General features: G+C 70.8%; 10 protein-coding genes. 3 read left to right on the forward strand and 7 right to left on the reverse strand.

What is annotated here, in order from left to right; translation table 11 throughout:
* Window positions 1-91: 91 nt before the first annotated feature.
* A complete protein-coding gene (locus tag ACZ4YY_RS03090; protein ID WP_468283140.1) occupies window positions 92-643 on the forward strand; it encodes a DUF4383 domain-containing protein in 552 nt (183 codons plus the stop codon).
* A gap of 25 nt (window positions 644-668) precedes the next feature.
* On the opposite strand, the gene ACZ4YY_RS03095 is transcribed toward ACZ4YY_RS03090, so the two are convergent.
* The 3 genes from ACZ4YY_RS03095 to ACZ4YY_RS03105 all read right to left on the reverse strand — a co-directional run bounded on the left by ACZ4YY_RS03095 (window position 669) and on the right by ACZ4YY_RS03105 (window position 5,435).
* A complete protein-coding gene (locus ACZ4YY_RS03095; protein WP_468283143.1) occupies window positions 669-1,841 on the reverse strand; it encodes an amidase domain-containing protein in 1,173 nt (390 codons plus the stop codon).
* A 114-nt stretch (window positions 1,842-1,955) separates the two neighbouring features.
* The gene (locus ACZ4YY_RS03100) at window positions 1,956-3,239 is read right to left on the reverse strand and encodes a polysaccharide deacetylase family protein (RefSeq protein ID WP_468283146.1); all 1,284 of its coding nucleotides are present in this window, start codon (window positions 3,237-3,239) and stop codon (window positions 1,956-1,958) included.
* Between the two features lie 48 nt (window positions 3,240-3,287).
* A complete protein-coding gene (locus ACZ4YY_RS03105; protein WP_468283238.1) occupies window positions 3,288-5,435 on the reverse strand; it encodes a transglycosylase domain-containing protein in 2,148 nt (715 codons plus the stop codon).
* Between the two features lie 290 nt (window positions 5,436-5,725).
* Between ACZ4YY_RS03105 and ACZ4YY_RS03110 the strand changes: the two genes are divergently transcribed.
* Window positions 5,726-5,950 (forward strand): FmdB family zinc ribbon protein, encoded by a 225-nt coding sequence (locus tag ACZ4YY_RS03110; protein ID WP_468283149.1) that lies wholly within the window; start codon window positions 5,726-5,728, stop codon window positions 5,948-5,950.
* 36 nt (window positions 5,951-5,986) lie between these two features.
* Here ACZ4YY_RS03110 and ACZ4YY_RS03115 read toward each other — a convergent pair whose 3' ends face one another.
* The 3 genes from ACZ4YY_RS03115 to ACZ4YY_RS03125 are packed head-to-tail and all read right to left on the reverse strand — an operon-like array spanning window position 5,987 to window position 10,491.
* Window positions 5,987-6,796, reverse strand: coding sequence for an HAD family hydrolase (locus tag ACZ4YY_RS03115; protein ID WP_468283152.1), 810 nt, complete (start codon window positions 6,794-6,796; stop codon window positions 5,987-5,989).
* The gene (locus ACZ4YY_RS03120; RefSeq protein WP_468283155.1) at window positions 6,796-9,300 is read right to left on the reverse strand and encodes a phosphoribosyltransferase; all 2,505 of its coding nucleotides are present in this window, start codon (window positions 9,298-9,300) and stop codon (window positions 6,796-6,798) included. Before ACZ4YY_RS03120 ends, ACZ4YY_RS03115 begins: the two co-directional genes overlap by 1 nt.
* Before the next feature lie 24 nt (window positions 9,301-9,324).
* Window positions 9,325-10,491 carry an HpcH/HpaI aldolase/citrate lyase family protein gene (locus ACZ4YY_RS03125; RefSeq protein ID WP_468283158.1) on the reverse strand — a complete coding sequence of 389 codons (1,167 nt, stop codon included), beginning with the start codon at window positions 10,489-10,491 and terminating at the stop codon, window positions 9,325-9,327.
* A gap of 183 nt (window positions 10,492-10,674) precedes the next feature.
* Here ACZ4YY_RS03125 and ACZ4YY_RS03130 point away from each other — a divergent pair, with 183 nt between their 5' ends.
* Window positions 10,675-11,430, forward strand: a complete 756-nt coding sequence (locus tag ACZ4YY_RS03130; RefSeq protein WP_468283161.1) for a TerD family protein — start codon at window positions 10,675-10,677, stop codon at window positions 11,428-11,430.
* A gap of 39 nt (window positions 11,431-11,469) precedes the next feature.
* Here ACZ4YY_RS03130 and ACZ4YY_RS03135 read toward each other — a convergent pair whose 3' ends face one another.
* Window positions 11,470-12,207: a TerD family protein gene (locus tag ACZ4YY_RS03135; protein WP_468283164.1), complete on the reverse strand. Its 738-nt coding sequence runs from the start codon at window positions 12,205-12,207 to the stop codon at window positions 11,470-11,472.
* Window positions 12,208-12,352 lie beyond the last annotated feature (145 nt).

A 12,352-nucleotide genomic window follows, 5' to 3' on the forward strand; every position in this document is an offset into this window, starting at 1 on the left:
GGGACGGATGAGCCGTTGCCGTCGGCGCGCGGCGGGCGGATATTGAGAGTACGGACGGCCTCCGGCACGTCGCACCCTCAGGGAGGCGGAGATGGCGACCCACGCACTGCGCTCCGGGCACCGACGGCGGACCAGGATCAACGATCACCTGCCCGTCGACCACCGGCTGAACAGGGTCTACCGGGTCGGTGCCGGCCTGATGGGCCTCGGACTGCTGGTCTTCGGGATCTTCGGCATCATCGACCGGATCGGGTTCTTCGACACCGGCGGGGACACCGTCTGGAGTCTGAACACCAACGGCGCGCTCAGCTGGCTGTCGGTCGCCGTCGGCCTGCTGCTGCTGGTGGGCATGGTGATCGGCGGGAACTTCGCCTCCACGCTGAACATGACCCTGGGTGTGCTGTTCGTCCTCAGCGGGTTCCTCAACATGGCGCTGCTGGAGACGGAGTACAACTTCCTGGCCTTCGAGATCCAGAACTGCATGCTCAGTTTCGTGATCGGCATCCTGCTGCTGGTCTTCGGGATGTACGGCAGGGTCGGATCCGCCCTGCCGCACGACAACCCCTACTGGCGGGCCCGCCACCCCGAGCAGGCGGAGGAGCGGGACCGCGACCGCGAGCGCCGGGAGGAGCTCCCGGGCTGATGGGACGCCGCGCGGGCGTACCCGGTCAGGTGCGGTAGGCGTAGTACGCGGCGGTCGGGTACGACGCGATGATGCTCTGCACCGACCTGCTGTAGGTGTTGGTGGAGTGGTACGTCAGGTACGGCACGCCCCGGCTGCGGGACGTGACGATCATGGTGTGGTCCTTCGAGCCGTCCTTGTCGAAGTCCACCTGGAGCACGTCGCCGACGTCCAGCTGGTAGACGTTGGCGAGGCTGGTCGTGCGCTTGGAGTTCTGCGCGAACCAGGACCACTCGTTGACGCCGACGAACGAGTGCGACTGGATGTCGGCGTTGCCGAACCAGCGGGTGTAGTCGTACACGTAGCCGGGGACGTGCTTCCAGCCGCCCGCCTTCAGGGACTGGCTGACGAAGTTGGTGCAGTCGCCGCCCGCGCCCTGCCCGTTGAAGTTCGGGTAGGCGGGGTTGTAGTTCGACCAGTACTGCTTCGCGTACGCCGCCATCGCCTTGTAGTCCAGGCCGCTGGCCGTGAAGTTCTTCGCGTTGGCCGGGCCGGGGTACGTGGTCGACGCCTTGGGCGCCGAGGGCGTGGTGCTGCTGGTCCCCACCCGGGGCGTCCGGGACGGCTTGGCCGTCTGGTTCACCGCGAGGCCCTCGTCGGTGTCGCGGATCCCCGTCAGCTGCCAGGTGCCGCGCCGGTCGGCGGTGAACGTCAGCTCGTGGTGCGCCTGGAAGCCGGTGGTCTGCGGCTCACCGCCGCGGACCTTCGCATAGGTCAGGGTCGTGGTCTCGGTGACCGCGACCGTGGCCTTGCGGCCCTTCACGTTCGTGGCGTCCAGCGTGACGTTGGTGCTGGCCTTGCTGTACTTCTCGCCGAGTGCGGCGAGCCGCTCCTTGCGCCGGTCCAGCGAGGACAGGGCGGCGTCCTCGGCGCGGGCCAGGCCGGAGGACAGCTTGACCTTGCCGGAGAAGCCGTCGGTCAGAGGCTTGCTCCGGTCCCCCTGCGCGCCCTGGACCAGGGCGTCCGTACGGTCGGTGAAGACCGCGTCCGCCAGCCGCTGGAAGGTGGCCTTGGTCTTCGCGTCCACGGTCGGGTCGTCGACGACAGCGGCGCCGGCGCTCCAGTTGGGCAGCAGTGCCACTCCTGCGACGACCGAGGTGGCGGCCGCGCCGAGTATGGTGGCGCGGCGGCGCGTACGGCTCAATTTCCTTGACTTCACTAGTGTTTCCCCTCTTGCCCCGGCGGAGGGATGCCGGGGTAGCGCATCTTCGCATGCCATGTGTGGCTCCTGTGAAGGGGGATGCGCTCGTGAGCCGCGGCCGTTACGTGAACGTCACTGCACCACGGTCGACCAGTTGGGCGACTGGGCCGGGTCGAGGGTGCGCAGCCGCTCCAGGGTGGCCGGCGCCTGCACGTCCATCCAGTCGGCGAGCTCCTTGAAGGAGACGCACTTGACGTCCTTCTTGGTGCACACGCTCTCGATGACGTGGTCGACGGCGTTCATGTAGATGCCGCCGTTCCACTGCTCGAAGTGGTTGCCGATGAACAGCGGGGCGCGGCTGCCGTAGTACACCCGGTTGAAGCCCGCCATGTAGGCGTCGATGGTCTCCTGCTGCCACTGCGGGTACTTGGCCGGGTCGCCGTCGGTCTCGCCGCCGGTCTGGTTGTAGAGGAAGTTGAAGTCCATGGACAGGGCCTGGATGTCCCCGCCGTCGTAGGGAAGCCCCTGCAGCGGGAAGTCCCACAGGCCGTTCTTCTTCGCCGGCCAGACCTGGAAGGCGCCCGGGGAGGACGCGTCGTAGCGCCAGCCGTAGCTCTTGGCGGCCTTGATCAGGTTGTCCTGGCCCTCCAGGCAGGGCGCCCGGCCGCCGGTGACCTCCTTCTTGAAGTCGAAGGGCAGCGGGTCCATGTCCTGGTAACCGGTGTTGGTCTTCCAGTTCTCCGCGAACTCGAAGAACTGGTCGATCTCGCTCTTCCACTCCTCGACGCTCCAGTCGCCGCCGCCCTTCGCGCCGCAGAAGTGGCCGTTGAAGTGGGTGCCGATCTCGTTGCCCTCCTCCCACGCCTTACCGAGCTGCTCCACCGTGGTGCGGATGTGATCGTCGGTCGGGTAGCTGATCGCGGCCGAGCCCTTGGGGTGCTGGGGCGGGGAGTAGAGGTCCTTCTTGCTCTTGGGCAGCAGGTAGATGCCGGTGAGGAAGAAGGTCATGTGGGCGTTGTACCGCTTCGCCATCTGCCGGTAGTGCTCGAAGAGCTCGTCGTCGCCGCTGAGGGCGCCGTCCCACGAGAAGACGACGAACTGGGGCGGCTTCTCGCCCGGTTTGAGCGGGACGGGTTTCAGCGTGCCCTTCTGCGGGCCGGTGTACGAGGTGGAGCCGTCCCCCAGGACCTTGGTCTTGCCGTCCCACTCCGGTTCCTTCGTCGCCGCCCCCCCGGCCTTCCTGCCCTCCTTCGAGGAGGCGGTCGGCTCGGTGTTGTCCGTGCGGCTCAGCACCAGGTACCCCGCCACCAGAGAGGCGACGACGAGGATCGCCGCCAGCGACAGGAACCCCGGATGGGTCGCTGCGGGACGGCGCGGTGCCGGGGCCTTGCGGCGGCGGCCCGACGGTGGCTTCATGTGCGGCTCATTCTCGAGGGGTTGGGGACTGCGGTGCCCGTCCGGTGGTCAGCCGAGCGGGCTGAGGGCGCCCGACCAGATGCCGTAGGGGACGCTGTCGTCGGCGGTTCCGGCGACCCCGTTCAGCGGCAGTGGTTCGAGGCTCTTGGCCAGGTCCATGCGGTAGACGACGACCGCCGTGGACACCGACTTGTGCGTACCGACGTACCAGGACGCCTTGTCGTCCTGGGTGGTTCCGGCCTTTCCGGCCACCTGGGCGTCGGTCGGGGCGGCCGACGGGTGGGCGGTGCGGAACGCGTCGGTGAGCGCGGAGGTGACCTCCTCGGCCACGTCGGCGCCGACCGCCCGGCGCGGGGCGGGCAGGTCCAGGGCGACCTTGGTGCCGTTGTGGGTGATCCGGCGCACCGAGTAGGGCTCGGTGTGTCTGCCGGCCGCGGCGAAGGTGGAGTAGCCACTGGCCATGCGGATGGCGCTGGGCGTGGAACTGCCCGTGGACAGGGCGGGCACCTGCGCGCCGAGGCTGGAGGACAGCAGGCCGGCCGCCTGGGCGGTCGCCCGTACCTTGTCCAGGCCGGTGTCCATGCCGAGCTGCATGAACGGGGTGTTCACCGACAGTTCCATCGCCCGGTGCAGCGAGATCCGCCCGTAGGACTTGTCGCCGTCGTTGCTGGCGGCGACCTTCTTGCCGCTGCGGTCCCAGTACGGCCCCTCCGGCGTGGTCACCGGCACGTCGTCGTCGCCGTCGTACACGGACTCCCCGGTGACCGGCGTGGCACCCCCGTCGCGGGTCTTGTGGACGCCGTGCTCAAGGCCGGCCGCGTACACGAACGGCATGAACGCCGACCCGGCGGGCACGGTGGTGGCGTTGGACTCGTTGTAGCCCTGTGTCCGGTGGTCGGGGCCGCCGTAGACGGCGAGGATCCGTCCGTCGGCGGCCACCGAGGCGGCGCCGTAGTGGGCGGTCTTGGCGTCCTTCGGGTGGTCCTTGAGGGCCTTCTCGCGGGCCTTGGTCACGGCGTCGGTGAGCTTGGCCTCCCGGTCGCGGTCGAAGGTCGTGTAGATCTGGTAGCCGCCGAGGTCGAAGTCCTTGTCGGAGATCTCGGCGGCCTTCTTGGCGTACTGCGAGGCGAGTTCCACGAGGTAGTCGCTCTGCTCACCGGTGTCGTAGAGCGGGTTGCTCTTCAGCGGCTCCGGGAACTTCCGGTACCCGGCCCGCTCGGCCTTGGACAGCTTGCCGATCTCGACCATCCGGTCCAGGGTCCAGGTCCAGCGCTCCACGGCCCGGGCGCGGTTGGCGCCGCCCAGGGTCGGGTCGTACAGGCCGGCGCCCTTGAGGAGGGCGGCGAGGAAGGCGGCCTCGCTCGCGTTGAGTGAGCTGACGTCCTTGCCGTAGTAGGCCTGGGCGGCGCGCTGGATGCCGTAGGTGCCGCGGCCGAACCAGCTGGTGTTGAGGTAGCCCTCCAGGATCTGGTCCTTGCTCATCTGGTTGTCCAGCTTGAGGGCGATCATCGCCTCGGTGAACTTGCGGCGGACCGTCTGGTTCTGGTTCAGGTAGACGTTCTTCACGTACTGCTGGGTGATGGTGGAACCGCCCTGGGTGTCGCCCTGGCCGAGCGTGCGGAACAGGGCGCGGGTGATGCCCTTGAAGGAGACGCCGGGGTCGCTGTAGAAGCTCGCGTTCTCCGCGGCGAGGACCGCCCAGCGGACGTCCTCGGGGATGTCCTTCAGCGGCATCGCCTGCCGCTGCACCCAGCCGGTGCGGGCCATGGGCGTCCCGTCGGCCCAGAAGTACACGTTGTCCTGCTGGGTGGCGTAGGTGTTGAGATTCTCGGGGATGTCGGTGGCCGCGTAGGCGACGACGAGGAAGACGGTGCCCAGCCCGAAACCCGCCAGGAAGCCGCCGAGCCACTGCCGCCAGGACGGCATCCAGCGCCGCCAGCCGGTGCGGCCGGGGCGCGGGTACTGCGGGCGCATCCGGCGGGCGTACGGCGTGACCCGTGCGAGCAGCGGTGCGAGGACGGCAATGAGGGGCGCGAGACGGTCGAGGAGCGAAGGCCGGGGCGCTTTGCGTCGATTCCCCGAAGTGCGGGATTTATCTGGTATTCGCTCTTCTTCCCTGCCGTCGGGTATCCCCTCGGGTACCCGCAGCTGCATGGTCTCGTCCGCCTTGAAGGAGGCGGGGACCTGCAACTGCATGGTGACGTCCGGCTCCTGGGGCTCCTCCCCCTGCCCCACCTGGGTCACTATGTGTCTCCCTCCGCTCTGATGTGGTGCTCGCGCAGGCAGACGTACAGACGTACGAGGGTCTGACATGGTTGCCGTCGAAGCGGCCGCAGACCCTGAATCCCCCCGACCTCGCGGTTCATCGCGGCACTCTCAAATTACCAGCGCCCTTCGCAAGTTCTCCACATAAGAAATCGACAGATGTGAACACCATCGAAACAGTGGACGGCCGCCGCCCCGCATATGCGGATTAACCTGTCCGCATGCCTCGCTACGAATACCGGTGCCGCACCTGCGGTGACACCTTCGAACTGAGCCGTCCCATGGCGGAGTCCTCCGCCCCCGCCGCCTGCCCCGGCGGCCACGACGACACGGTCAAACTGCTGTCCACGGTCGCCGTGGGCGGCACGACGAGCTCCCCCTCCCCCGCGCCCGGACCGGGCGGCGGAGGCGGGGGCGGCTGCTGCGGCGGGGGGTGCTGCGGCTGACGGGTAGGACCGACGGCTCCGGGCCGGTGGGCGGCGCTACGCCTCGCGGACGCCTCTGAGGAACTCCCGCAGGATGCGCTCACCGGCCAGGACGCCCCGCTCGGGCAGGGCGGTGATCTGCGGCGCCGCCCACGCGGCGTCGGCCAGCTCGCCGTGCCCGGGCCGCCAGCCGCGGTCGGCGGCCAGCAGCAGGTCGGCGTCGAGGAGCGAGTCGCCGGCCGTCAGGGTCAGCCCCGCGCCGGTGCGCCGGGCCACCTCGCGCACGGCCGCGCTCTTGGTCAGCGGCTTCGGTACGGCGTAGATCTTGCGGCCCTGCAACGACACGGTCCAGCCGCGGTTCTCCGCCCAGACCGCCAGCTCCTTCACCCACTCCTCGGGCAGCAGCTCGCGCTCCACGACCAGGTAGGCGAACAGGTCGTCGGCGATGCGCTGCTTGCGCAGCCAGAGCGGGTCGGCGAAGGCCGCCAGGTGCGCCTGCACCTCGGCGAGCGGCGCGCACTCGTCGGCCAGCCGCGCGAGCACGCCCGCGTGCCAGTCGGGGTCGGACACGCCGTCGACCAGCAGATGCCCGCCGTTCGCGGTGATCGCGTACGTCGGCGCCGGGCCCGGCAGGTTGATCCGCAGGTACTGCTTGCGGGTCCGGGTGGTCGTCGGCACGAACACCGCCGCGTCCCCGAGGTCGGTGAGCAGCTGCGCCGCCGTCTCCGTCATGAACGACAGCGGCCGGCTCTCGTGCACCTCCACGCACAGCAGCCGCGGCGCCCGCGCGTCCGGCATGGTCAGCGCGAGGGCCGCCGCCGAGTAGATGAGCGTGCGGTCGAGGTCGCTCGCCACGAGCACCGGCATCAGAGCGTCACCGCCCGGCCGTCGGCGCCGGTCGCGCCGCGCGTGTACTGGGGGTGGATCAGCCCCACGCAGGTGTACGGCAGTTCGCCGACCTCCTCCACCGGTACCCCTCTCTGCCCGGCCAGCAGCCGGACGTGGTCCAGGTCGGCGCCCGCCCCGGCCCGCGCCAGGATCTTCCACGGCACCCGGCGCAGCAGCACCCGGGTGGTCTCCCCGACGCCGGGCTTGACGAGGTTCACGTCGTGGATGCCGTACTCCTCGCTGATGCGCTCCACTGCCGCCCAGCCTTCCCAGGTCGGCGTGCGGTCACTCGCGAGGAGTTCCTTCACGGCGGCGTCGACCGCGTCCGCCACCTCCGGGAAGCGGGCGCAGACGGCGTCCAGGAAGACGTTCGAGACGTCCGTGCCGGCGAGTTCGCGGTAGAACTTCGCGCCGTGGAAGTCGTCCGGACCGACCAGGTCGGCCCGCAGGACGGTCCGGGAGATCAGTCCCGAGACGGTGGAGTTGAGGCAGGCGGAGGGGATGAGGAAGTCCTCGCGGGTGCCGTACGTGCGCACGCAGGAGCCCGGGTCGGCCAGGACCGCGATCTCCGCGTCGAAGCCGGTCGCGCCCCCTTGCGCCTCGAACTCCGCGATCGCAGCGGCCAGCTCCCGGGTGATGGCGCCCTTGCCGGTCCAGCCGTCGACGAAGACGACGTCCCGCGGGTCGTGGTGCTCGGCCAGCCAGCGCAGCGCGTTGGCGTCGATGCCGCGGCCGCGCACGATCGAGACGGCGTAGTGGGACAGGTCCAGGCCGTGCCGGTAGCGGGCCCAGCGCCGCATGAGCACCCCGACCGGGGTGCCGGCGCGGGCGAGCGAGACCAGGACCGGCCGGGGCGACCGCTCTGCGATCACGATCTCCGTCACCGCGCCCACCGCCTGCGCGAGCCGCGCCGCGGACGTCTCCAGGGCCGCGTGGAACAGCTCCTGGTACTGCTCGCTGGGCTGGTACTCCACCGGCAGCGACTCCGCGTAGTGCGCGCCGCCGCTCTGGATGGCCTCCTCGCGCTCCTCGGTCGGCGCCTCCAGCGTCACGTCCGAGAGGTCCTGGAGCAGCCAGCCGACCTCCTCCGGTGCGTACGAGGAGAAGGCGGGTCCACGGAGGGGGTCGGGCAGCATGGCGGATCTTTCTCCAGGGGGAGCCGCGACGTACAGCGGCTCGGGGACGTACGAGGGGACGACCGCCAGGACGACGTGCGGGGTGTGGGCGGCGAGGCGGGCCAGCAGGCCGTCGGGCGCGTGCAGCGCGGGGGTGTCGGCCACGGAGTCGACGACGGCGACCACGGCGTCGAAGCCGGCGCCCGCGACGTTGTAGGCGTAGCGCTCGCCGGGCCCGTCGGCCGGGTCGTCGTGGGCGGGGAAGACGATCCGGCTGCGTATCGCGTAGCCCGGGTCGTCGACGGCGAGGACGGGCGAGCGGGTCGTGGTGGAGAACCGCACCTCGGCGTCCAGGACCTGCTCCAGATCGCGGGCGAGCCGCAGCGGCGCGTACATCAGCTCCTCGAAGCCGAGGACGAGGACGCTCCGGGCGCCCTCGGGTATCGCCTCGGCGAGCCGGGCGGCCATCGCGGGCAGCGCGGCCTCCAGACGGTCGCGGTGCGCGGGGGTGAAGCCGTGGCGGCCGCCGTCGGGGAGACCGGACGGCCAGCCGAGGTCGACGCGGGTGACGCGGGGCCGGTGCTCGTCCGCGCGCGGGTCGGCGGGGGCCGAGCGCGTCCCGGCGGCGGAGCCGTCCCGCGCCCCCGGCAGACCTTCGTGGCGTGCGACCAGCTCCTGCCCCTTCTCCAGCACCCCCTCCGGCAGGCGGAGGGTGCCCGAGGCCGCCGCCACCAGGTCGACCCTCGCCCCGATCTCCCTCGCGAACCGCTCCAGCCGGCCCGCGTCCGCCGCCGACCGCATGTCGACCAGGGCGACGACCACGTACCGCCGGCGCGGATACCGCTCGTGCAGGTCGCGGATCGTGTTCAGGACCGTGTTGCCGGTGGAGAACTCGTCGTCGACGAGGACCAGCGGGCCGTCGCCCACCAGCAGCGTGGGGTCCTCCGGCAGCAGCAGGTGGGACGTGGCGTGCGAGTGGGACTCCTCGAAGCCGCCCGCCGGGGCCACACCGGTCACCGGGCGGCGCGTGGAGTGCAGGTAGGGCGCCGAGCCGACGCCGTCGGCGACGGAGTGCCCGAGCCCGGTGGCGGTCTCCGCGTACCCGAGGACCACCGCCGAGGCGGCCTCCTCGCCCAGCAGGTCACGCACCCGCCGGCCGAGGGCGTAGCCGGAGCCGTACACCACGGACGGCGCCTGCGGGACGTGCTTGCCCAGCACGTTCGACACGAGCAGGTGCGCCCGCCTGGGGTTGCGCCGCAGCGCCATCCCCAGCAGGTCCCGCACCCTGTCGTCGCCCACGAGTTCGACCCCGAGCCGCTGGGCGACCCAGGTGCCGGACCAGAGCCCGTTGTTCACTGCGTTGTTCATGCGTCCCTTGGGGGTGATGTGGGTTCAGCCGGGGATGCCGGCGGCCAGCAGGTCGACGAAACTCACGTCCTCGTGCGCCACGCCGAAGACCTCCGCGCGCAGCATGGTCCGCTCGGCCCAGGCGCGGTGCGGCTTCACCTCGTTCATCTTGTTCGTGTACGCCGACCTCAGCACGCCCCCGCCGCCGCGTTCCGGCCGCAGGATGTCCGCCGCGTCGCTGTACTCCTCGTGACTGACGACGGACAGCGCGTGCACCGCCGGTACGTGCGAGGGGTGGATGCAGGTCTTGCCGAGCAGGCCGTTGGCGTGGTCGAGGGAGATCTCGCGCAGCAGCCCGTCCATCGCGTGCTCGATCAGCTTCTCACGCAGCTCGACGGCCTGTCCCAGCAGGAAGGGGCTGTGCCGCAGCATCGGCTTGAACATGCGCTCGGGCACCCGGAAGTACTCCCACACCGGTCCCGTCACGGTGAACCCGGTGCCGTCGGCGCGTCCCAGCATGTTCACCACGTCCGCGATGACGGAGGCGACGATCTGGACGTCGTAGGCGGTCATGTCGGGGGCGCGGCGCAGCCCGTAGGCGGAGCAGAAGTCGGTCACGCCGAGGCGCAGCGCGAGGACCCGGCTGCGGTACTTCTCGACCGCGCGGGCGATGCCCTCCAGGGCGTCCACCCGCGACTCGCGGTACATCAGCTCGGGCGTCTCCAGCACGGGCATGCCGAACAGCCTGCGCCCGCTCGCCGCCTCGGCGCCGGCCAGCGCCTCCAGGAAGGGGATGCCCCGCTCTTCGGTGAACTTGGGGAACACGAAGCCGCTCAGCAGCCGCACGGCGGGGCCCAGGCGGCGCACCAGGTCGGGGATCTGCTCGGGGGTGCGGACCCGGATGAACAGCAGCGGCGGCTCGACGTCGGGGCGGCCGGCGAGGTCGGTGAACTGGCGGACCAGGTTCTCCTCGCCGTGCGCCACGTCCTCGTCGCCGATGGAGTCCTCCAGGCACAGCACCATCGACACCACGCCCCGCCCGGCCTGCTTGAGGACGTCCTCGGCCAGCCGGGGCCGCGTCGCCGGGCTGTACAGGGTCGCGCCCAGGGCCGCGGAGAGCAGCCGGGCCGGGGAGTCGGCGTCGAAGACACACGGCTGCCGGTGGAAGAGGCGCTCCCGCACGTCAGGGGTGAGGTGCCCGAAGTGACGCATACATTTCCCCCGTGGCGCAAAGGATGGATATGGATTCGGCAAGGTGGCCGGTAATAGTACGTAGGGACTCGTGTCAGGGGTTACCACCGGGCATGAACATCAGGTGACACGGACCGGCACAACCCCGTCGGATGCCGTGTACCCGCGTTGTCGTGAGCAGAACGGAGAGGGCAGGATGGGCGCATGACGCACGCGATGCTGAAAGGGTCGAACGTCCCGCTGAAGGCCACCACGGTGCGGGCCGTGCTGCGCTGGACACCCGGGCAGGGGGTCCCGGACGTCGACGCCTCGGCGCTGCTCCTCGGCCCCGACGGTCGTGTGCGCTCCGACGAGGACTTCGTCTTCTACAACCAGCCCCGGCACCCCTCCGGGAAGGTCTGGCGGCTCGGCAAGAAGCGGGTCGCCGAGGGCCTCACCGATACGATCCAGACAGACCTGACCGGTGTCGAGCCCGACGTCGGCCAGATTCTCCTGGTCGCTTCGGCGGACGGAGTCGCCTTCGACCGCGTACGTTCGCTCACCATCCTGCTGTACGACGCGGCAGCCGCCGGCGACAAACCGCTGGCCACGTTCGACATCCGTCCGGAGACGGGCGAGGAGACGGCGCTGATCTGCGGCGAGCTCTACCGTCGCGGGGAGGGCTGGAAGTTCCGCGCCCTCGGCGAGGGCTACTCCAACGGCCTGAAGGGCCTGGCGACCGACTTCGGGATCTCGGTGGACGAGTCGGAGGAGACCCCCGACTCCGCGTCCGGCCGGTCCCAGCCGCTGCCCCCGGAGCAGCCGACGGCGGCCGTCCCGCAGCAGCCCCCGCCCTCCTACGGCTACCCGGCGAACCTCCCGACGTACGGCTACGGCTACCCGGACGCCCAGCCCACGGCGGCCGCGCCGCCCCAGGAGTTCCGTCTGCCGCCGCAGGGGCCGCAGTTCATCGGACGCTGAGACGGCGAGGGGGCCGAGGGGGCCCGCCCACGGGAGCCGCTACCTCTCGGCCTTCGTCTTGTAGCCCCGCCCCCACTGGAGACCCCAGCCGTAGAGCCGGTCCAGCTCCCCCTGGAAGCCGTAGACGAACCTCACCTCGCGCCGCACCAGCAGTTCCCCCTTCACGTTCTCGATCATCACCACCGCGCAGGACCGGGCCTGCGGGTGCCGCTCGTCGAGGCCTATCTCGATGCGCGGCCCGTTGCTCGGGTACAGCGTGACGATCGCGTGCGTACGGTCGAACGCCGGCGTCTGGTCGTAGATGTAGACGAACACCAGCAGTCGTTTGATGGCGTCCCGGTGGTCGAGATTGACGTACATCGTCTCGCCGGAACCCGACCCGAACCGGTCGTCCCCGGTGAGCTTCACGTACGGCGGCCCGTTGACGTCGCCGAGCAGCCCGCCCAGCGGCTGGACGACGCCCTTGCTGCCGTCGGCCAGCTCGTACAGACAGCCGAGGTCCAGGTCGACGTTGACCATGCTCTGGCTGTGACCGACGACCTCGGGCGGGCGCAGCGCCTTGAAGGGGTGGCGCAGCAGGCTCTCACGCGGTGCGCTGCCGATATCGGAGGTCCGCATCCGCCAGGCCAGGTTGATGCGCAGGTGTCCGGTGGCGGCGTCCTGTTTGGTGAGTGAGACCTGGCTGTGCCGTTTGGTCAGTTCGATCGCGTTGGTCGCCGCGTTGCCCGAGTCGAAGTCGGCGGCCCGGCCGGGCCGGAGTCCGTCGAAAAAGCCCATTCCCGCCCCCAGTTGTGCTGACAAAGACCGGTGTGCTGACAAAGACCGGCGGGGGGGGGGGGGGGGGGGGGGGGGGGGGGGGGGGGGGGGGGGGGGGGGGGGGGGGGGGGGGGGGGGGGGGGGGGGGGGGGGGGGGGGGGGGGGG

This window comes from Streptomyces sp. NPDC030143, from assembly GCF_055573695.1.